The sequence below is a fragment of the Rubritalea profundi genome (assembly GCF_002954445.1).
GTDB lineage: Bacteria > Verrucomicrobiota > Verrucomicrobiia > Verrucomicrobiales > Akkermansiaceae > Rubritalea > Rubritalea profundi.
Map to the genome: position 1 here is coordinate 792,949 of NZ_MQWA01000001.1, position 21,888 is coordinate 814,836.

Genomic DNA, 21,888 nt, shown 5'->3' on the forward strand with positions numbered 1-21,888 from the left:
AACTATGGGCGACTTTCACCAACACGGCATTATTACGACATTGCACCAGCTAAATAACCGACCCCTTGATGAGTTAGAACATGAACTTGTTCAATTTTCTAAGAAGAGACCGATGGCGCTTATACTGCCCTCGCTTTTCTCCGAACTCGAAGGTCCCGCGCTTTCGAAAATAATCGATGAAATTGCACTCGTCCCTTATCTCGACCAGGTCATCATTGGTTTAGATCAAGCGAATGAAGAGCAGTATCGCTATGCTTTAGAGTTCTTCAGCCGTCTTCCTCAGCAGCCCAAAGTTTTATGGAATGATGGGCCTAGACTCAGAAAAATTGATGCGCAATTGCAGGAAAAAGGACTCGCGCCGAAGGAGGCTGGTAAGGGCCGCAATGTTTGGTACATGTTTGGCTATGTATTGGCTTCCAATAAAGCGGAGGCAGTGGCTATCCATGACTGTGATATAACGACCTACTCGCGTGATATGCTAGCACGCTTGATTTACCCTGTAGCCAACCCGTCTTTTGGTTATAAATTCTGTAAAGGGTACTATGCCCGTGTTGCAAACAATGCGATGAACGGCCGAGTGACCCGTTTGTTAGTTACACCGTTGATACGCGCCTTGAAGAAGGTGTGTGGAGCGAATGATTATTTAAATTATCTCGATAGTTTCCGTTACCCACTCGCCGGAGAATTTTCACTCACTCGCGACGTGATCGAAAGCATCCGCATCCCTTCAGATTGGGGACTTGAAATGGGCACCCTTTCGGAGATGCAGCGCAACTATGCTACGAACCAAATCTGTCAGGTTGATATTGCCGATATCTATGACCACAAGCATCAGGAATTATCTCTCAAAGACAAAAATCGCGGTCTTTCCAAGATGAGCTCGGATATTGCCAAATCGCTCTATCGCAAGATGGCCACTCAAGGTGAGGTATTCTCGAGCGAACGTATTCGTACGATCAAAGCGACCTACTACCGTATCGCTCTCGACCTTGTAGATAGCTACCACAATGACGCCGTGATGAATGGTTTGAAGTATGATCGCCATACTGAAGGGCTGGCGGTGGAGGCGTTTGCAGATAATGTGATGCAGGCTGGTAATGATTTTCTTGATCCTGATAGATCGATGGATACCCCGTTCATGCCGAGTTGGAATCGAGTTGAGTCGGCTCTCCCAGACATCATGGATCAGCTGTTAGATGCTGTAGATGAGGATATGCAGGAGTTTGGTGGTGTTAGCTACGATCAAGCTAATCATCCAAAGGTTCAGCAGGTCCAACACCGAGTAGAACAGCACGTGCAACAAATCTACGGGGCTGAGAAATCGGCTGAAATTTCAGCTGACATAATGCGCGATGGAGGACTCACCGATGCCGCGATCGACACTCACACCTTGGTAAATAAATGGGACGAAGGAGACGTGTATACGATCACCTATGCTGACTCTATCAAGAAAAATGGGGAACTGCCTCTTAAGACACTGCACAGAATACTGCGTCAGCATCTCCGCGGAGTAACCAATGGAATACACATTTTACCATTTTGTCCGTACACTTCTGACTATGGATTCTCCGTAGTAGATTATCATGCTGTGAAGCCTGAGTTCGGAAGCTGGAAGGATATTCAGGCGATCAGTGAGGATTTCAAATTGATGGCCGACCTTGTGATTAATCATTGTTCGAGCGAATCCGAGTGGTTTAAGAACTTTAAAGAAGGAAAAGACCCTGGCTCAGATTACTTTGTCTTAGGTGAGGACTATGAGGATGTCTCCAAAGTCGTACGCCCAAGGCCACATCCGCTCTTCACAAACGTCCAGACAGTCGATGGCGAAAAGGAGGTATGGTGTACCTTCAGTGCAGACCAAGTTGACCTGAATTTCCGCAACCCTAAGGTATTGTTAGAATTTATTCGTGTTATTCGAACCTATCTAGCCCAGGGGGTGACGGTATTCCGACTCGATGCGATTGCCTTTCTCTGGAAAGAGTCGGGCACCACATGTGTCCACTTAGACCAGACCCATGAGATCATCAAGCTACTACGTCTCTTCATCGAAACACTGGAGCCAGAAGCTATTGTAATCACCGAGACCAATGTGCCTAACAAAGAGAACCTTTCATATTTTGGGAATGATAATGAGGCGCACATGATCTATAACTTTTCGCTTCCTCCGCTCCTGCTCAATACGATGCTGAGCGGTGATTGTAGGCACTTGAAGGCTTGGATGATGTCAATGCCCCCAGCGCGTCGTGGCAGAGCTTATTTTAACTTTATTGCTTCCCATGATGGAATTGGTTTGCGACCAGCTGAAGGGCTGCTGAGTGAACAAGAATTGAAGGACCTGACAGACACACTTTGTTCCTTTGGTGGAGAGATTTCGATGCGTAAGATGCCGGATGGTCAGCTGCAACCGTATGAGGCAAATATTTCTCTCTTCAGCTCAATGGCTGGCAAGATAGGAGGAGCCAAGGATGCGTACCACCTTCAACGCTTCATATGTGCACACTCCATCATGTTAGCGTTGGAGGGGGTTCCTGCATTTTACATTCATAGTCTGCTAGGTACTGAAAATGATTTACAAGGTGTTGCTGATACGGGCGAGCTCAGAGCTATCAATCGTCATAATTGGGATGCTGATATGCTTGAAGAAAAAATAGCAGATCCAGGCCTCCATCACGGTGAGGTGTTTGAATCATTGAAGCGGATGATTCGAGTCCGTCGGCAGCAGCCCGCATTCCACCCGAATGCGACTCAATACACCCTCCATTTTGGAAATGAGGTATTCGCATTCTGGCGTGAGAGTCTCAATCGGGAGCAATCTATTTTCGCGCTACATAACATCTCAGACAAGAAGCAAGAAATACCTCTTGTGGAGTTGAACTTGATAGCGACTGAGAACTGGCGTGACTTGTTAAGTGGTGAAAAAATCACTCCTTGTAAACAGAGCATTGTGCTCGAACCTTATCAGAGCACTTGGATCACCAATAGGTAGTTTACCCTTTGAGCGGGCAGAGAGTGTGTCGGTTACTCGCTCTCCGCCAGCTCTGCGCTTACGGGGCGGGTGATAGATTTTCGGCAAATCGCCATCAGCACTATCATCGGCCAGTCAAACGAGCTCGCGACAGGAAAGAACCTTGCAATCAAGGATTCACTATGTTCATTATAGGCCTATTGTTTAGAACAATCCTAAACTACATATTCTAAGATCCAACTAATACTAAAATGAGCATTAAAGTCGGCGATAAAGCCCCAGATTTCACACTTGTAACTCTCGGCGCAAATGGCCCAGAGACACTCACACTCTCCAAGGTCATCGGTGAGACTAACCTCCTCCTCCTCTTCGTTCCAATGGCCTTCACAGGTGGCTGCACTGCGGAGTTCTGTGATATTTCTAAAAACATCAGCAGCTACAATGCGCTCGACGCGAAGGTTCTAGGAATTTCTGGCGACAACCCATTCGCCCAAGCGGCATGGGCAGAGAAAGAAGGCATCACCCTCACTCTCCTTTCTGACTACGAACACAAAGCCACTGAAGCATACGGCATTGCCTATGAGTCCTTCCTTCCTGAGAAAAATCTCATCATGGGTGGAGTGCCTAAGCGCTCAGCATTCGTTGTAGATAAAGCTGGTGTAGTGCAGTACGCAGAAGTTCTCGAAGTCCCTAGCGATATGCCTAACTTCGATGCTATCCAAGAGTGCCTCAAAGCCCTCTAACACCACACTCATCTAAGCATAACAGCCAGAGCCCGTGGAACATCTGTCCCCGGGCTTTTTCGTGTCCAGTCTCGACACAGCGTTGAACTCTCGCTAGAGAAGTCCTCATGCACCAGTATCGTTCTCTTTTCATCCTGCTCATTGCTCTCCTCACTTCTTGCGGCAGCAATGGGCCATTAGTGTTCGATCTCATGCCAGCCCCTGCCGCCTTCACCGATACGGGCTTAAAGTTGCCTAACGAAATTGATCGCGTAGGAGACACCCTCATTGACCAAATTTTCTACGCTACGGATCGCCGACCTGCGACCGCGAAGGATAAGCAACAATTCTATTCTAGCAAAAGGGGAAATGCCATACGCCTCGGCCGAGCACAGGTCGAGACCGGCCGTGACGACCTCACCTGGCAAGATGCTAGGAAGATCTCTTTACTCAAAACTCGTACTGAAAAATTCCCTATCAAGGTCAAAGGCATCAACGAATACGGCCTGCTAGATGAATCCGTTCATCGTTATTCAAAAGTCACAGACGCGGATCGCAAAAGTGCTAAATCAGCCACCAAGCGATACATCAAAGAGATCAACCAACAGCTCGCTAAATCTAAAAATAAAACCGTCAACATCTTCGTCCACGGATATAAAGTCACCTTCGAAAACCCCATTCTAACCACCGCTGAGATGTGGCACTTCCTTGCCTATGATGGTGTGTTTATCGCCTATTCGTGGCCGTCGACACCAAAAACCTTAGCCTACGTTTCAGACACAGAAACAGCTCTGGTCTCATCACGTCACCTTCGCGACCTCATTCTCTTTCTATCCAAACGCACCAATGTCGATAAAATCAATATCATTGGCTACAGCGCTGGCAGTCGAGTTGTCACACGGGCAATGGGAGACCTCGCCATCCTCCAGCATAGTAAAACTAAAGCTGAGAATAAGCGCCGACTCAAGCTGGGCACCGTCGCCATCATTGCTGGCGATGTGGACCGCAAGCTCGTAGGTGGATACCTGCTCGATGGAGCGGATAAGCTCATGGACCAGTTTCTCGTCTACCAAAGTGACTCAGACAAAGCTCTCAGCTTTTCAAGGTTTCTCACGAACAGAGAACGCTTAGGCCAGTCCTTTGATATTGATAGTCTTGACCAGCAAGGCCTGCGCTACCTCAAAGATAACCCGCAAGTTGTTATCATCGATGTCAGCAATGCAGAAGCTGCTAGAGCCGGCAACGGCCACGGATATTTGCGAAAAAGCCCCTGGGTAACCAGCGACTTACTAATGGCATTGGCGTACGGCCCCAGGCCTCAAGACAGAGGCCTAGTTCAAAAGCAACCGGGCATCCCAATATGGACATTCCCAAAAAATTATACCGAAGGACTCGGAAAAGCGCTCCGACGTTACAATCCGGAGTTATTCGATAAGACTAAGCGCCGCGATCATATTTAGTAATCAGCCTTTGCAGCTTATCCATTTCTCTCTGCACAGTCTTAGGGATGGAGCCAAACTCCCAACTGACTCGATAGGTCCAATTCTGATCCCCGACAGTACCAGGGAAATTGATTTGAACGGAGCTGTCGACTAACTCATTGATCTGGATCGCAGCATAGCGCGAGCCAGCACTCAGGAGGGTCTCAAGAAATGCCTTCTTTAGTTTGTGGGAATACGCGGGGTATTCTTTCCCCCTTCGTTGAACCGGAAGTCCCGCAAATTGGCTAAGAGCTTTGAGCTTCAGCTCGGCGTCTCGTTTATCTGGACCCGACTGGGCATCATGCCGAGCCTCCTCCCAGAGTTTTTTCAATGGAGCCATGTCATGCGTACTATAGCAGGCAAACGAGCATTCTGGGTACTCTTCCACCGGTATCACTATACCTCTAGAATCTAGCTCCCAATGGCACACCTTAAACCCAGCAACCCCGAGCTCTAACAAATGTGGTCGCACATAATCTGGAACCGACCCGAGGTCCTCACCGATCACTTCGGCGCAACCCGCTGCATCAACAACAGCACGGATGTACTTGTCGCCATCCAGTAGATTCTGCGCCTTATGCACCATCGTGTCGTCTTCACGGGGGGAGAAGCTAGGGAGTCTCCCCTTAGTCAGCTTCGCAGCCTGCTCGGCACTCAGCGGGAGAAACTCAGGATTTCTACGCGGGTGCCACGGGAAACTATAAATCCGGTAAAACCCAAGAATATGATCGATTCGAAATTGATGGAAAATCGAACTTAGCTCGCCAATCCGCCGCTTCCACCATCGGTAGTCACTCTTCTCAATCGCATCCCATCGATAGACTGGCACCCCCCAGTTTTGCCCCCACTTCGTGGTGAATGCGTCTGCTTTAAATTCAGTTTCCGGCGGAGCCCCACCAAACAAATCCAAGTGGAACCACTCTGGCTCAAAAAACACATCAGCACTCGCATAACTCACTCCTATCGGTACATCCCCCATCAACTTCACTCCGAGTTTATCCGCATGATCCCGCACACTTTCCCATTGAGAAAAGGCGTGCCATTGCTCCCACGCATAATAATCCTGGGCAGCTAATACCTCAGCGCGGTCCTTGCGCTTTTTACGTACCTCATAGCGTTTCGCTTTTCCAGCTGAGTTAAATGCCTCTGGCCAGAGCGACCAATCTTCTAGTCCGCCGGCTTCATCGATCAACCACCGGTACAGACAATAATGCCGAAGCCACGACTTGTGCTTTTTCTTAAAAGATCCAAAGCTCGCATTCTCTTTTGCATTTTGATTATTTTTAAATGCTTGGCGCAAAACTCGTAGTTTCACCTGCCACACCGTCGAGTAATCGACAGTCGCCGCAATGCGCGCCACCCCGCAGCTGGCTCGAGCTTTATTCAACATAGCTGGCTCCACTCCCTTTATTTTTTCCAGGTCCAAATAAATAGGATCCAGCGCCACGGAACTAATTGCGCTATACGGGCTGCGATCAGCTCCAGTCACATTGATCGGCAAGAGTTGTAAAAACCCAACTTGGTGCTGCGCAAACCAATCTAGGCATTGCTTCACGGCTGTCGTATCGCCAATCCCCAGATCTCCCTCACGCCGCATCGAGAATACTGGGAACAAAATTCCAGCCATGCGTTGCTTGTCCATTCCTGCCATATCCACCCTATGATAAAGCCTCTTCAATTTCGCTTGGCAATCGCAATCTGTAGAAAATAGCAGTTTAGTGGAGAAGTACCCTCCTCCATACGACAACGGACTCAATGGTCAATAGGGGTGAAAACACGTTCTCTCCCACCCTAATTTCAACCTTCTAGCACCCATTCATTTTACACCTATATAGAGGCAAAACAAAAATTTACCTTTCCAAACTCCCTTTTGCGCCCTAATCCCAGTCTTAGGATGTCCAAGACTCTAATCATTGCTGAGAAACCCTCGGTCGCTACCGACCTATCACGCTCCCTGGCCAAAGCACCAGGAATGGCTAAATTTGATAAAAAAGGAAAGGCACGTGATGTCTACTTTGAAAATGACACCCACGTCATCACCTCAGCAGTTGGTCACCTAGTGCAGCTAAAAATGCCTACTGGACCGAATGGTAAGAACCTCCCATGGAAGTTCGACGTCCTCCCAGCTGTACCTAAACACTTTGAGCTAGAGCCCATCGAGCAATCGGAAGCTCGCCTCAAACAAGTTCTACGCCTAGCCCGTCGCAAGGACATCGACACAATCGTTAATGCTTGTGATGCCGGCCGTGAAGGTGAACTCATCTTCAAATACATTCTCGAACTTGGTAAAGTAAACAAGCCCGTCAAACGACTCTGGATGCGCTCAATGACCAACCAAGCAATTCTTGATGCTTGGGCTGGTCTCAGAGATGACACAGAAATGGAGAACCTCACAGCGGCCGCTAAATGCCGTTCAGAGTCAGACTGGCTCGTAGGACTCAACTCCACCCGCGCCCTCACCTGTTTCCGTTCACGACATGGTGGTTTCAACATCACATCCGCTGGCCGCGTGCAGACTCCCACTCTCGCCATCCTCGCCAAGCGCGAAATGGAAATACGCTCATTCATCCCCACTCCATACGCAGAAGTCCACGCTAATTTCTCTGTTGCTGCGGGCTACTACGATGGCCGCTGGATCGATACAGCCTGGAAAAAAGAAGCTGGCAACGTACATTCACGCGCCGAGCGCCTCTGGGAAATCACCTCAGCCCACGCGATCAAGGACCGCTGCGAAGGCCAGACTGGCAATGTTTCTGAAACAAAGAAACCGACCAAGCAAGCGTCCCCACAGTTATACGACCTCACCACTCTCCAGCGTGAAGCGTCCTCCCGCTTTGGCTTCTCTGCCACCAGCACGCTCAAGCTCGCTCAGTCGCTCTATGAGCGCCACAAGATGCTCACCTACCCACGTACTGACTCCCGCTACCTCCCTGAGGACTATGTCGGCATCGTCAGCAACACCATCGACTCGATCGGTAAAGACCACGCTGAACTCGCGCCATTCGCTAAAGATATTCAGACCAACAACCGGCTGATCCCAACCAAGCGCATCTTCAACAATGCTAAGATCTCCGATCACTTTGCGATCATTCCTACAGGACGAGTCGTCAAACTTTCAGAGCCTGAACAAAAACTTTTTGACCTCGTAGCAAAGCGGTTTCTTGCAGTATTCTTCCCACCTGCAATCTTTGAGAACACCCGCCGCGAAACCACAATCTCACACACTGAAGGCATCTCAGACACCTTCCTCACCACTGGTAAAGTGCTCGTCGAGCCAGGTTGGCTCGCAGTCTACGGCCGCCAAGTCGGTGTCGCAGCAGGCAAGGACGAACTCTGTCCAGTTTCCGAAGGTGAAGATGCCCAACTAGAAGAAATCTCCGTCAAAGAAGACGAGACTAAGCCACCTGCGCGCTACAACGAAGCCACACTCCTCTCCGCAATGGAAGGAGCTGGCAAGCTCATCGACGACGAAGAACTACGCGAAGCAATGGCTGATCGCGGTCTCGGAACTCCAGCCACCCGCGCGGCGACTATCGAAGCGCTCATTCGCCAGAAATACATCGCCCGCGATGGACGTGAAATCCACGTGACTGCCAGCGGACTGAAACTTATCGAGACCCTGCATGAGATCGGAGCAACCGGCCTCACCTCGCCAGAAATGACTGGTGACTGGGAAAGCAAGCTACGCCAAATGGAGCAAGGCAAGCTCGAACGCCCCGTCTTCATGGAGCAAATCATCGACTTTACCAAAGACATTGTAGAACGCGCTAAAGGCCATGCAACGGAGCTGAAGAACAAGGTTTTCCCTGAGATCAAAGCTCCCTGTCCAAAATGTGGCGCAACTACCCTCAAGCAGACGGATGCCACTTACGAGTGCATGGAGCCAGAATGTGGATTCAAAGTCACCAAGTACATCGCCAACCGTCTTCTCGCTGAAGAGGAAGCTCGCGAACTCTTCACCAAGATGTTTGTCGGCCCACTCAGCGGCTTCCGTTCACGTTTTAACCGACCATTCGATGCCGGTCTCGAAATCGACAAGAAATTCAAAGTTGCCTTCGTATTCGACCGCGATGAAGAAGATATGGAAGACCTCACCGACGACATGATCATCGGCGAAATGACCTTCGACGAGAAAGTGGTCAAGATCTACGAGACTGAAAAGTCTTACTTTGTCCCTGAAGCCAAAAACAAAAAGGCTCCAAATGGCATGAAGGTCTCCAAGATGCTTCTACAACAAGCCATTTCTAAAGAAGACGCTGTCAAAATTTTCCAAGGCGAAAAGTCCTCCTTGATGGAAGACTTCATCTCGAACCGCACCAAGCGCAAGTTCAAGGCATTCCTCATCTACGATTTCAACAACGGCCGACCATCCTTCGAATTTCCACCGCGTGAAGCGAAGAAAAAGACAGCAAAAAAGGCTAAAAAAGCCACGAAAAAGGCAGCTAAGAAAGCAAAAGAGTAGTCATGAGACCATTGATCTATCTCACCATTCTAATGCTCCCCTTACTGGTGAGCTGCGCCACACCGACTAGCGGAAAAGGTGCCGAGGTTCACTTCGGTAACTGCAAGTACCGCGTGGTCGAGGTCGAATCGGGCAAGATGTCTTGGTACTCAGTGAAGACGAATTTTGGCACAGCCACGGCCAGCGGTGAAAAATTCACCAATCACGGTTATACCGCCGCGCACAAGAAGCTAAAAATGGGTACTCGTGTTCGCATCACCAATCTAGAGAATGGTAAGAGCAAGATCCTGCGCATCAATGACCGCGGCCCCTACAAGCCCGGACGCATCATTGATGTTTCGGTAGGAATGTCTCATGGATCCCACCTCGATTTCCATCACAATGGGGTAGTAAAGTGCCTGGTAGAGGTCCTTGAACCAGTCGAGGCTAAATCGTGACTTAGTCCACTATCATTGCCTGAAGAACCTCAGGCCACTAGGAGTCTGCTTCTTCGGATAAATTATTAGCCACTTTGGCGACACAGGCATCAGCTCCATAGATCATTATTTCATCACCAGAGTGAAGTCTGAAATCCTTATCTGGTGCTCCAGTGAAGCCCCCGTCGGCATGACGTATATTCAACACCACCACCCCGCGGTCTGAAGGACGGGACTCCATCAGCTTTTTACCACACCATGGGTGACCAGGGTTGATCGTCACCTCAGAAACAGAAAAGCCATCCTCAACCTTGAGCAAAAGCTCATAGTCCATCGCTTTCACCACCCCAGATGACTTCAGATAATGCACCATAATCGCATCCACTGGTTTCTTAATGACTTTTAAATTCAGTAAAAAGGCCACACTCGTAATCCCCAATACAGTCAGAGAAGCCTGCAGCAAATGACTCATTTCCTTCGTGTTATCATTCGCCACAAAAGTCACAATCAAAGTAGCCATAGCTGACGTGAGTCCCACATTCCCCGCTATGATAAGCTTCAGAACCACCCCTCGCCTTACCGAGTGGCGCATCACCATTTCCGCCTCCGCCGTCGTAAAACCAACGCCGAAAAATGCGGATGCAGCCTGAAACTTCGCAGCCTCCTGCGACATCCCAGTCAGCGCTAGAGCATTAGTTCCCACTCGCACAACCAGAAGAGAGACGATCACGATGATCAAAAGTGCTAACAAAGGTACCATACGGGTTAGACTAGGCTAGGTCGGCACGCAATAACAAGCCTCACTCACACAAAACCTCGGCATTGACAAATCCTTTTGTTAGCCAAGAGTCCCCCACCTACTCAAATGCTCGATCGTCTCAAAGCCATACCGATACTTCTTACTCTATTCCTTGTAAATGCTGTCTTCCGCTTCATCAGCGTGCGGACCGTATGGAACATTGGAGAATGCCTTGGCACTCTCTGCTACCGCATAATGCCAAAACGCCGGGCGATTGTTGACTTCAACATGGAAATCGTGGCCAAGCACACTCAAGCCTTCACTCCCTCGCCAGAGCTAACAGAGTCCATTTTCCAGCGCAATATAGCCAACCTATCCTGCACGCTGAAAACATACGGGATGAAGCCCAAGCAGCTTGAAAAAGTGATCGACGTCAATGTATCTCCTAGCTTCCACCAAGCAGTAAAAGACAAATCAGGGGCTATCATGTGCCTCGGTCACATGGGCAATTGGGAAATTCTCACCAAGCTCATGCCATTAGTCGAGCCCACACCGGCACACTTTGGCGCGATTTATCGCCCACTCGACAGTAAAGCGGCCGACCGATATGTAGCGAACCAACGTAAGGAATACAACTGCGAGATGTTCCCAAAGAGAACTCCACTAGGAACTCTAAGCACATTCATTCGTGAAGGTGGAGTCATGGGAATCCTAGCTGACCAACGATCTGGACGACCGAAGAAAGCTAACCGCCCATTTTTTGGAAGGGATTCAGCACGAAGCAAGCTCCCTGCTGTTCTACATTTGCGCACTGGCGCACCACTCTTTACCCTTTCCGTCTATTCTCAAACTCCAGGCAGGTGGACAATTGAGATACTCCCAATCAATTTACCCGATAAAAAGTTAACTACTGACGATGTTGTCGAAAATATAACCGCAGGCTACGAGCGTAACTTCAGCGCGCATTTGCTCGATGTTTTCTGGCTTCATCGTTATTGGGTCAAATAAAAGGATCTCACAGGAACACACGACAATTACATTCACTTAAGCAACGTCCTTAAATAATGAATTCATTTGGAAAAAAACTTGAAGGCCTGGTTCGTCGTTTTCGTAGCTACTTCATCCCGTCTCACTACGCGTCGGCAAGGGAAACAAAAGCCCAATCAGTGGCTATTCTAGAAGGAAAACCTCTCTGTGTTTTTGATTTTCAATCGATCAAAATCGACAATGTAGGCGGCCGCTACATGCACCACATCATCACAGATTTTGAGGAACAAGGATTTCACATTTGCTTCACTGACCGTTTCAGATTTCTCGCCACGTTTACTGAGAAAACGTATAAAAAGCTCCTACTGAAGCACACCTTCAGCATCATCCCACCGGCTCGTTCTTACCCAGATGCAGCAGTGGTCGTCACTGACGTTGCATACCCTCCAGCCAATGCCGCCCAGAAAGTAATCATCGTGGACTACGAGGAAAAGCTTCCAGATTCGTCTGAGCCCAATGCATTCACCCTGCCCTTCTTCATGCACCCTCGTGTCCATGATAGTGGGCAGCTAAACCGCCTCAAGAAAGCAGACTTAGCGTCTAAAGAGCGCTGCATGAAAATCCTGTTTGCCGGCAATGATAAGTATCCCACTTATGACAACCCATTGCTTCCGAATCGCTATAAAATCCTTAGTCGACACAGATGCTTAGAAACTCTTCGCCAGTCACTCCCTCCCGAACAATTCTATAGACCCGAAGCATACAAAAACTTGTTCGAGACTCCGTCCAAACCAGCTTTCACTCTCTCGTCCTACCCAGCCTGCAAGATCCCACAAAAATTGTGGTTAGAGACCGTATCAATGGCTGAATTCTACCTCGCGACACCCGGGGTGCACATGCCGTTTTGTCACAACCTCATCGAAGCTCTCGCTGCTGGCTCCATCCCGATTCTACAATACCCGCAATATCTTCAACCACACCTTGAGCACTCAAAGAACTGCCTCGTATTCGACGACGCTGAATCACTAGTCGAAGTCGTTAATTTTGCAATGACTGCTCCTGCTGAGGAGATTGCTAGATTACGCCAAGGAGCGCTGCAGTTTTATGAAGACTACCTCACACCGGGAATTTTCTCAAAAAAGATGCTAACACACTCATCTAACGAACTCACTCTTTACGTGAATGCATATCGAGTTCCGCATAAGCGAAAAAACGAGTAATAAACTAACAGTCTTTTTTTCCCTAGGCTTGCAAAAAACTTCTCAACTCAGTACGTACGTTCCTAACTCTATTTTCAGGAACTGAATCGCCCTTGAAAGCCACTCATGAACATCTCCGTCATCCTTAGCACCTACAACAACCCTGAATGGCTACAAAAAGTGCTTTGGGCTTACGAGCTGCAAACATACGAGACATTTGAGGTCATCATCGCCGACGACGGTTCTTCAGATGAAACCAAACAACTCATCGAGGAGTTTGCAAACCATTCCAAACTCAAAATCAAGCATTGCTGGCACCCGGATAACGGCTTCCAAAAATGTCAGATTCTCAACATTGCGACAACAGAGGCTGGCGGTGAGTACCTAATTTTCACTGACGGCGACTGCGTTCCAACACCCGATTTCATCGCCACACATGCGAGCCACGCTGAACAAGGATTCCTCATTTCAGGCGGTTACTGCAAGCTGCCAATGCAATTGAGCAAGCTGATCAGCAAAGATGACATCAGGTCAGGTCGAGCATTCGATGTAGCTTGGCTCAAAAAACACGGACTCAAAAGCTTTTCAAGCGCACTGAAGCTCGGTCTATCCTCACCTTGGGACAAACTGGCAGACTCACTAACTACGACTAAACCAACATGGAATGGCTGTAACGCATCGACCTGGAAGGCAGATGTACTCCGAGTGAATGGCCACAATGAAACCATGCAATACGGCGGAGAAGACAGAGAGATGGGTGAACGCCTTCTCAATCTTGGCCTGCAGCCCAAGCAATTGCGCCACAGAGCAGTACTCATCCACCTCGACCATGCCCGAGGCTACGTGAACCAAGAAGCTCTCGATAAGAACATGGCAATCCGCCAAAGCACGATTTCCAGTAAAACGACATGGTCGCCTGATGGTATCCTTAAACAACCTCAACGCTCGTAATTCATGTCTCTTAGAAAAAAGATCGAGCACAACATCCGCCACTTTCGCAGTTACATTTTACCATCTCACAGACGTTCGGCAGTGAATGCGCGGCTAGCTGCTATTCCCATTCCCAAAGACAAACCTCTTTGTTTAATAGACTTTAAGTCTATCAAAATCGACAATGTCACTGGCCGCTACCTCTACCATCTCGTCACTGAGTTCGAGGCCCTAGGCTACGCCATTGCCTACACTGACCGCTTCAGATTTCTAGCAACCATGGAGATCAAAGCCTGTAAGAAGCTTCTGCTAACCCATGATTTCAGCATAATCCCTGTTGGCTCAGTGCCTGCTAGCACAGCGATCATCCTCACAGATCAACTAAACGAGTACCCACAAACCACAGTATCTGTTATTCGTGTCGAATATGAACAAATAAGACCGCCTGTAGGTCACGATGATTGCTTCAGCCTGCCCTTCTTTGTTCACCCTGAAATCCACGAAAGTGGCCAAGTTGAACAGTTCTTGAGCAAAGACGATCAGACGACGACCCGCCCGCTGAGCCTCCTCTTTGCGGGTAACGCTAAAGCGCCAAAGTACGACGCTCCAGTTCTTGCCGATAAGTACAATGTGCTTAGTCGAGTCAGAGCACTCGCTATCGCAGAAAGCTCCTTCGGTGCTGAGTTAGTACGCCGCCCACTTACTTTAGATCAACTAATCCCTTCTCAGGAACATCGTAAGTCACTCACGATTGCCACAACTCAGGATCTTCGAATCCCCAGTGAACAATGGATCGAAACTCTTGCGTTGGCAGACTTTTACTTCGCATGTCCGGGGGTAGAAATGCCTCTCTGTCACAACCTGATCGAAAGCCTCGCTGCGGGATCAATCCCGATATTGCAATACCACCAGTACCTTCACCCAAACCTAACACACGGAGTGAACTGTCTTGTCTATAGTGATGAGATTAGTCTTGTAGAAATGCTCCAGCTGGCGCTCAACATGCCTCGCGACCAAGTCGAAGCCATGAGTAAATCTACACAAAAATACTACAAGACACACCTTCAGCCTGGTCAGTTTGCCAAGCAACTCATTGACGTAAACTCAAAAAAAATTAATCTTTTCCTTAATGCCTACAGAGTCCCTCTTACGGCATAAATCTTATTACCATTTATTACTTATTTTATGCAATCAACGAAAATCCTCGTAGGAGTTTGCACCTACCAACGCCCTCAGATGCTCAAAAACTGTCTCCAGCACATTGCTGCAATGGAGATGGACGCAGACCAAGAAGTTGTTTGCTTTGTCGTCAATAATGACTCAGAGCCAATCGCTAGTGAGATAGTTGAAACATTTTCAGCGAGCTCAGACGGCGTCACTTTTAAATTTGCAGATTGTAAAGAACGTGGAATCCCACAAGCACGCAATGTCATTCTCGAATATGCGGACAACTCTAACTTTGACTTCTGCGCATTCCTCGATGACGATGAATACCCAAAGAAAGACTGGCTCAAAGAATTAGTCAAATACCAGGTAGCTAGCAATGACGATGCAATTCAGGGCGAGGTCCTAAACGTCTACGAAGCTAAACCTTGGATAGTAGAACCATTGTTACACGATGTTAAGTTCGGCAAAGAGGAGGGCCACGTACCGCGCGTTGTCTCAACTTGTAACGTACTGATGACTCGCTCCCTCTACGCATCTGATGCTAAATTCTTAAGGTTTGACCCTAGCCTAGCCCTCACTGGTGGCTCAGACAAAGAGCTATTCAACAGAGCTAGAGAAACGTTTGGAATCAAAGTATCCTTCACTCCTAAGGCCTGTGTCTACGAAACTATATCAGCGTCCCGCACAAGTCTCAGATGGTTTTTCCAGCGATTTGCACGCATCGAAAGCAATGCTTTTATATTCAAGGCTAAAAAAGGTAGTCACTTGAAGGCTATATTTACCATGCTTCCTCGAGCTATTAGAAACTTTTTGAATATCTTGTTCTACACGATTACAATCGCTCTAACATTCTATGTACCAAACATGAGACGTCGTAAAACGATCAAGCTCGTGCGCTATTCAGCTAGGTTTTGGGGCTACATTTCCAGCGCTACTGGTAACCACATCAATCCCTATCAAACCACTACGGGATCGTAGTCAGCGTTAAATACATAGTTCATGACAGATTCGCGTCAGCTGTCATTCATGAACTATTTTTTTACCGTAATTAGCGATCCACGCCTCTAGAGCTAAAGCTCAGAGTGAATGGCGTGTAGTTGCTGATTTACCCACTTACCCTTCCCCTCACTTGGGCATATCTCCTTAGCACAGGCGACATAAGCAGCTAACCTATCATCATGCTTGATTTTAGAATTTTTAAATTCTTTAAGCACATTCTTTAGAAGCCATGGTCCGATCCCTAGCTCTTGGGCTGCTAGTTCGAAAAATCGCGATTTAATAACGATGTGCTCCATCCTTTTTCGATCGCTTAAATCATTCCCGTTGAAGCCGTTCTCACCATGAATTCGGTAACCCACGGTCATTTTATCACTATTATATTTAGTAAAGCCGAATAGGGAAACTAGCCAAATAACACAGTTATCAGCGCGGAGTCGCCACTCATGCTTATATGGGTAGTTTTCCATGTAAGACACTATTTGATCCGCAGCCTCGCCCCCAAAACTCAAGGATGATGTGACGTTCCCCAGGAACTTACGCATCACGTATTGAGAAATACAGGTCACCCCCATGTCACCATAGTAATGAACATGGTGATACCTCTTTTTGACGCCATCTCGGTTGAAAGACTCTACGTCATTGAATCGCATTCCTAGCGATGGATACTCAATAAATGTTTTTGCCACTTCTTCCAAGTGGTTAGGATGATAAATATCATCGGCATCAAGTAGGCAAATCACATCACCACTTGCCGCCTTAACACCATTCAATATAGCCATCAACTGGCCTTGATTTTCTTGGACACAGAGCTTGACCCTCTGATATCGTTTAACGAACTCTTCAACAATAGCCACTGATGAGTCTCTAGATCCATCGTCTACTATGATGATTTCGTAAGCTGCAATTTGTTGATCAATAACAGACTGAATAGCTTCTGAAATATACTTCTCATAATTGAAATTATTTATAACTACTGATATTTTCATAATGTGATGCCTTTTGGTATATTCTTCGGTATCAGGCTAGCTAGTAAATTTGTTTATAGCTAGGCAACGCTCGAGTGGCTCCATCGCTATAGGTTTAGCTGCCTCCACCCATTGCTGTACTTCAAATGCTAACTCATCTCTAATCGCGAGAAATTTATCGCAGGTAGAGATTGCCTGTTCTCCAAAGAACACTTCATTCGACAGACAATAATCTTGATGGCCACAGTTAGCCATAGCGCCTTTATTTTTGTGATAATAGTAATCATCTAAAGCCACGCTGACTACAGGGATACCTTCTCCGTAACCGAAAATGATAGGATGATGTTTCATTGTAAATACAAACGATGCGAATCGGTATACACCTCTAGCAGTTTGATAATCAAACTTGTAGTCTAGTAGACTTCCTTCGTTACCCATTAGCGCCATCACGTCTTTTTCTGCATCGACATCAGTTGGCGTCATTGGGACAAATAGCACTTGGCAGCCACTTTTCTCCATCAACCTCTTAGTGAGTTCAGCAAAGCGACTAGAAGATTTAAGCTTCATTTCATCGTCCTGCCCCCAGTAATGGTAGTTAGCGATGAAATAAGGGCGCTCGGGATCTATCCCATTATCTATCAGAACAGTTTTAACTTCTTCATCAGCTAGACTTTCAAAAAATACAGCATCATCAAACGTTGATTTAACGTGATCTCCAGTGATTCCAATACCCTTAAGGTCGTTCTCTGAGATTCCTTGATCTCGAAGGTAGATAACATCTGCCTTACACAAAGATTTTTTCGCTAACCATTTGTCCAGTGGAGATTTAAATACTCCAATAGTCTGTCCTGTTAGCAAATAAGGGGTATCCAAAATCTGACACAATCTCATTACCAAAGAAAAATCCCAAAGACGACTTGAAGTCATTCCTGTAAGGAAACCTCCACCAGAGATATGTAACACTGAAGTATCTCGAATTTGCTTCAATAGCGTCATTTCTTCTGCTGTTGCAAATGATATAGGCCAACCAGCACGAAGGAACCGAGCTGACAGAGTTTGCCTAAACCACATTCTAGCAAAAAGAAATTTAAACCTGCCTTTTGACTGCCAGTAAGTTTTAGAATTATTACTAGAAAACCATAGAACCCTAGATGACCAAGACGATTTGACTTTATGAGTCTTCCGTGTGTATTCCGGATTCGGCGACAATAGTAGAACTGAGCATTCTGGTAAGAGTTCCTTCCAGCGCCCTACTGAAGCAGCAGCTTGAGCTTCATCTCCTACATTACCATAGCCTAGACCACTAGTAATCAACACGCGGAATTCAGGCTGGAGATCAACGTCAAAACCTGAGCGTTGAGTTAGAGCGGCCATTGACTTTGTCCTCTTAACACTTTTAACAGGCTGGATCCTCTTGCCTCCAAAAAATCGTCTTATCGAATTTTTCATACTATTTATCATATTATAAGTTTCACTTATTTAGTGATCTTATGAACGACTTAACAAAGTAAATTTATTTATAGGAATTAGCTACGTTCTCCTTACTGCGCAACTCGAGTTTCCAAATCTTTTTGTCGAACTTTTGGATCGTTTTTAAGCACCACGAAATACCAAATGAGTAAAATGAGAGTTTGCGCTTCTGTGACTTCGAGAAGTTAACTTGCTTTTGGGCCTCCCCCTTCTCGACCAAATAAGAATCCAACGGTTTTCTCTCAACACTGCGCCAAACAGTAGCCCCATGCTTTTTCTCGCCAGCTGGAAACCCCTCATCGTCGCGTTGTTTGGGGTAACCTAATAGAATGATACCTTGAAGCTTGAAACTGTCTTTAATTTTATAGTCTTCAAATACTTTTTGCCATTTACCATCGGAAAACATCCTCCTGTGATTCATTTTATCACTTGCTGATACCCAACATGATCCCACACCTAAAGCTGTAGACATGATGAGCATGTTTTCAATTGCTGCAGAACAATTCTGAATCTCTAACGACTCCCAAATATAGTATTCCCCATGGTTGCGACCTTCCGTGATGGAGCAATCAGCAAAAACAACAACTAGAGCAGCAGCATTACCAATGATGCCTCCAGGATTTTTCTGCCGCATCTTTTTTTGGTCAGCAGCCTTGTAAGGCCAGACAAAGCGCATTTTCCCAACCTTTTCAATTTCATCGGGATCAATCACCACCAAGAATCTTTGGTTTTGACTATTTGATCCGCTGGGAGCCGCAACTCCAGCTTCTAAAATTGTTTTAAGATGCTCCTCTTCTACTGGACGATCTTCAAATGACCTTGTTGATCGTCTCTTGAAAATAGCCTTTTCAACACTAGCTGCAATATCACTCTCAGTACTCATAATTTCTTTAATTTAAATGGATAATAATTTTTCTACCACAGAGGCTTCTGACTTCTCCATGCAATATTTTTCAAAATAGATATAGGCAAATAGTCTTGCTCTATAGGTTCGCTCACTACATTCACCAGTTGATAAAGCCTCAGCCATTTTAGTAGCTAAATCCTGTCTATTTCCTGCGTGACAAGTGAATCCTAAACCGTCGTAGAATGCATGGCCACATACAATTGTTGGAACTCCACGTACTTGTGCTTCTAAGCCAGCTTGGGAATTCATGGTAACCGCGCATGTGGCCTCTTGCATCAAACCGTATGTATTCCAACAATTTTCATGGTCTACTAGAATGTTTTCTCCCAATTCGATTTCACCTTTAAGAAAAGGTTCAGATAACATCTTTCGATAAGTAAGCTTGGCGTACGGCTGCTTCACCAATGGCGACCTGCCACTAGCTTCTTTCGGGTGTAACTTAACGACTAAGATAGCACCTAGCTTAATGGCCTCCTTTAGAGCGGAGGAGATTAACTCTAATGGGCTTTTCCACTGCCCTGAACCGAATAGAATGGAAGAGTCCGTGAACACTTGCCCAATGAACAAGATAATAGGTTTATCGCGACCAAGTTTACACTCCATATTTGCTGGAGAAGTATGTTCATTCGACTTATACTGTGCTGTCTTTTCTTCCAGTTCACGGAACCAAGGGAGGACTTCGGACTCGCTGACGCAATCCCAATACCTCCAGAAGTAATTTTTTGCCGCGTTCCTGTTCACAACAATACCTGAGCAGGAATCCCACACGAGTTTATGATTCAAGGCTGTATTCTCTAGGGATAGGAGCGGTATTTCGCGTGTAATCGCGAGCTCTCTAGCAAACCAGCTAGTTGGCTCATAGCCTTGAACTAATATAACATGACTAGGGTTCTTGCTGTTGAAGAAACGCTCCACTCTTGCTCGTTCTTGATCCATAGTACTAGACCATTTTGCATAGACTCTAGCCAATTTAACCTCGTCCAGTAGCAGCTCGTTGACTGTCATTTCAGCCTCAATACAGCATGGGTACAGTTGACCCTCTGAGAGACTCGATACGGAACCATCAAAATATTCAGTTGAGGAGTCAGTTAGCTTACTACATATCGTCTTATTCTGATAGCTAATAGAACGTGTGAAACGTCGGCGACACTCATTCTTTAGACTTTTCTCAGTAAGTCCTAACCAACTGACACTATTTTTAGGATATGTAACACGTTTAATCATCAAAAGGCATACTTAATAATAGACTCACTATTGATGTACTGCTCGCCCAATAAACTGTCGAGGGTAATCGTCTCAACGCATTGACTATAGCTCTATCAATCCATCTGAGTCGATCGATCACTCTCAATATACCACTCCACGGTCTTTTTAAGACCTGGTTCAAAATTCACTTTAGGAGACCAACCGTAAGCGGTCAGTAACTGACTGAAGTCAGAGTAATAGAAAACAGCCGAGAAGCTAGATCCATACTCCTTTAGAGAGTAATATTTTAAACTTTTTTCCTACTCATTTTACATTTTAATTTTATGAGCAATCTTTCTAAATCAAGAAGTGGAATATCTACATTTTCTGAACAGTGTTTTTTATACAGCATCATCCATTCGTGCTCGGTATAATAATCGGTGTAGATCTTAGGATTACTAAACATCCTTTTTAATTCACACTTCATCGGACTCACTCCGTATTTCTTAAAAGAAAGAGGGTGAAAGTTATTAACTAAGAATCGATCTGACTCTATCACATTTTCATTCGATAAATGAGTCGAGTGATCTAGATCAACAAGTTTATTATTGGATCTCAAACAATTAACCCAAATAGTTTGCTCTGCGTTATACCTATTAGTAGCAAAGGTTTTTCTTTCAATTTCAGGATGATTATCAAAAAACTTGAATTCGTCCTCAGTAGCTAAGGGTATGTCATAGAGTTTTAACAAATCTTCAGTTAAGCCGAAGGCTGAAAAATCGCTAACATGAAAAGGCAGGCTATAATTTACCCCAACAGGTTTTCTAGTTCCCACCATGCAGCAAATAATTCTAGAGCTGAAAACTTTATACTTTTCAGAATTATAGTCGTTATATTTTCCGAAAGCCTCAACGAAGCCTTTTCCCGTCACTATAAAGTCAGTTCTCATTTTCAAAGAAAACTTAGTTTTTGATGATTTTAACCCGTTCAGCGATGAAACTATTTGTCTATTCACATTATTCATCTTGGGTTTTTTCGATATAGAAGATCTAGGGGAGCACCCTGGGTCCTCATTCAAAACCAACTCATCGACGTCTAGGCTAGACACTTCTTCACCCTTCCACGTAGAAATAATTATAGTAGCGCCAGGAAGATAGGCCCTTATACTTTTAATTGCTGTTTCGGTTAACTCTCGGTCAACAGCCCCTTGAATAACCACGGATATGTCCTTATTATTTATTTCCATTATTTGTATACATTCACCTCACCGAGTTTAGTTCATGTCTTTAGAAAA

At 46.3% G+C, this 21,888-nt stretch carries 17 protein-coding genes; 10 read left to right on the top strand and 7 right to left on the bottom strand.

Annotated elements, in window-relative coordinates; translation table 11 throughout:
- Positions 1-4: 4 nt before the first annotated feature.
- The 3 genes from BSZ32_RS19120 (at position 5) to BSZ32_RS03500 (ending at position 5,147) form a co-directional block, all read left to right on the top strand.
- Positions 5-2,986: an alpha-amylase family glycosyl hydrolase gene (locus BSZ32_RS19120; RefSeq protein WP_206018709.1), complete on the top strand. Its 2,982-nt coding sequence runs from the start codon at positions 5-7 to the stop codon at positions 2,984-2,986.
- Positions 2,987-3,216: 230 nt separating this feature from the next.
- Positions 3,217-3,708, top strand: coding sequence for a redoxin domain-containing protein (locus BSZ32_RS03495; RefSeq protein ID WP_105042137.1), 492 nt, complete (start codon positions 3,217-3,219; stop codon positions 3,706-3,708).
- A gap of 107 nt (positions 3,709-3,815) precedes the next feature.
- Complete coding sequence (locus BSZ32_RS03500; RefSeq protein WP_105042138.1) at positions 3,816-5,147, top strand: alpha/beta hydrolase; 1,332 nt, start codon at positions 3,816-3,818, stop codon at positions 5,145-5,147.
- On the opposite strand, the gene BSZ32_RS03505 is transcribed toward BSZ32_RS03500, so the two are convergent.
- Positions 5,125-6,810 (bottom strand): 4-alpha-glucanotransferase, encoded by a 1,686-nt coding sequence (locus BSZ32_RS03505; protein WP_165788614.1) that lies wholly within the window; start codon positions 6,808-6,810, stop codon positions 5,125-5,127. The genes BSZ32_RS03500 and BSZ32_RS03505 overlap by 23 nt on opposite strands.
- Positions 6,811-7,062: 252 nt before the next feature.
- On the opposite strand from BSZ32_RS03505, the gene BSZ32_RS03510 reads away from it, so the two are divergent.
- Together BSZ32_RS03510 and BSZ32_RS03515 are read left to right on the top strand one after the other, a co-directional pair.
- The gene (locus tag BSZ32_RS03510) at positions 7,063-9,630 is read left to right on the top strand and encodes a DNA topoisomerase III (protein ID WP_105042140.1); all 2,568 of its coding nucleotides are present in this window, start codon (positions 7,063-7,065) and stop codon (positions 9,628-9,630) included.
- Positions 9,631-9,632: 2 nt separating this feature from the next.
- Positions 9,633-10,067 carry a septal ring lytic transglycosylase RlpA family protein gene (locus BSZ32_RS03515; protein WP_105042141.1) on the top strand — a complete coding sequence of 145 codons (435 nt, stop codon included), beginning with the start codon at positions 9,633-9,635 and terminating at the stop codon, positions 10,065-10,067.
- Between the two features lie 37 nt (positions 10,068-10,104).
- Here BSZ32_RS03515 and BSZ32_RS03520 read toward each other — a convergent pair whose 3' ends face one another.
- Positions 10,105-10,776: a TrkA C-terminal domain-containing protein gene (locus BSZ32_RS03520; RefSeq protein WP_165788615.1), complete on the bottom strand. Its 672-nt coding sequence runs from the start codon at positions 10,774-10,776 to the stop codon at positions 10,105-10,107.
- A gap of 135 nt (positions 10,777-10,911) precedes the next feature.
- On the opposite strand from BSZ32_RS03520, the gene BSZ32_RS03525 reads away from it, so the two are divergent.
- The 5 genes from BSZ32_RS03525 (at position 10,912) to BSZ32_RS03545 (ending at position 16,046) form a co-directional block, all read left to right on the top strand.
- Positions 10,912-11,793, top strand: a complete 882-nt coding sequence (locus BSZ32_RS03525) for a lysophospholipid acyltransferase family protein (protein WP_105042143.1) — start codon at positions 10,912-10,914, stop codon at positions 11,791-11,793.
- Positions 11,794-11,849: 56 nt separating this feature from the next.
- Positions 11,850-12,992, top strand: a complete 1,143-nt coding sequence (locus tag BSZ32_RS03530; protein ID WP_105042144.1) for a glycosyltransferase — start codon at positions 11,850-11,852, stop codon at positions 12,990-12,992.
- Between the two features lie 105 nt (positions 12,993-13,097).
- Complete coding sequence (locus BSZ32_RS03535; protein WP_105042145.1) at positions 13,098-13,922, top strand: glycosyltransferase family 2 protein; 825 nt, start codon at positions 13,098-13,100, stop codon at positions 13,920-13,922.
- 3 nt (positions 13,923-13,925) lie between these two features.
- Complete coding sequence (locus tag BSZ32_RS03540) at positions 13,926-15,059, top strand: hypothetical protein (RefSeq protein ID WP_105042146.1); 1,134 nt, start codon at positions 13,926-13,928, stop codon at positions 15,057-15,059.
- Between the two features lie 27 nt (positions 15,060-15,086).
- The gene (locus tag BSZ32_RS03545; RefSeq protein ID WP_105042147.1) at positions 15,087-16,046 is read left to right on the top strand and encodes a glycosyltransferase family 2 protein; all 960 of its coding nucleotides are present in this window, start codon (positions 15,087-15,089) and stop codon (positions 16,044-16,046) included.
- Positions 16,047-16,138: 92 nt separating this feature from the next.
- Here BSZ32_RS03545 and BSZ32_RS03550 read toward each other — a convergent pair whose 3' ends face one another.
- The 5 genes from BSZ32_RS03550 to BSZ32_RS03570 form a co-directional block, all read right to left on the bottom strand.
- On the bottom strand, positions 16,139-17,053 hold the full coding sequence (locus BSZ32_RS03550; RefSeq protein ID WP_105042148.1) for a glycosyltransferase family 2 protein: 915 nt from the start codon (positions 17,051-17,053) through the stop codon (positions 16,139-16,141).
- Between the two features lie 36 nt (positions 17,054-17,089).
- Entirely contained in the window at positions 17,090-18,406 is a 1,317-nt protein-coding gene (locus tag BSZ32_RS03555; RefSeq protein WP_165788616.1) for a polysaccharide pyruvyl transferase family protein, read from the bottom strand.
- A 139-nt stretch (positions 18,407-18,545) separates the two neighbouring features.
- Positions 18,546-19,385, bottom strand: a complete 840-nt coding sequence (locus BSZ32_RS03560) for a nitroreductase family protein (RefSeq protein WP_105042150.1) — start codon at positions 19,383-19,385, stop codon at positions 18,546-18,548.
- Positions 19,386-19,397: 12 nt separating this feature from the next.
- Positions 19,398-20,345, bottom strand: a complete 948-nt coding sequence (locus BSZ32_RS03565; RefSeq protein ID WP_165788617.1) for a capsular polysaccharide export protein, LipB/KpsS family — start codon at positions 20,343-20,345, stop codon at positions 19,398-19,400.
- A gap of 556 nt (positions 20,346-20,901) precedes the next feature.
- Positions 20,902-21,840, bottom strand: a complete 939-nt coding sequence (locus BSZ32_RS03570) for a WavE lipopolysaccharide synthesis family protein (RefSeq protein ID WP_105042152.1) — start codon at positions 21,838-21,840, stop codon at positions 20,902-20,904.
- Positions 21,841-21,888 lie beyond the last annotated feature (48 nt).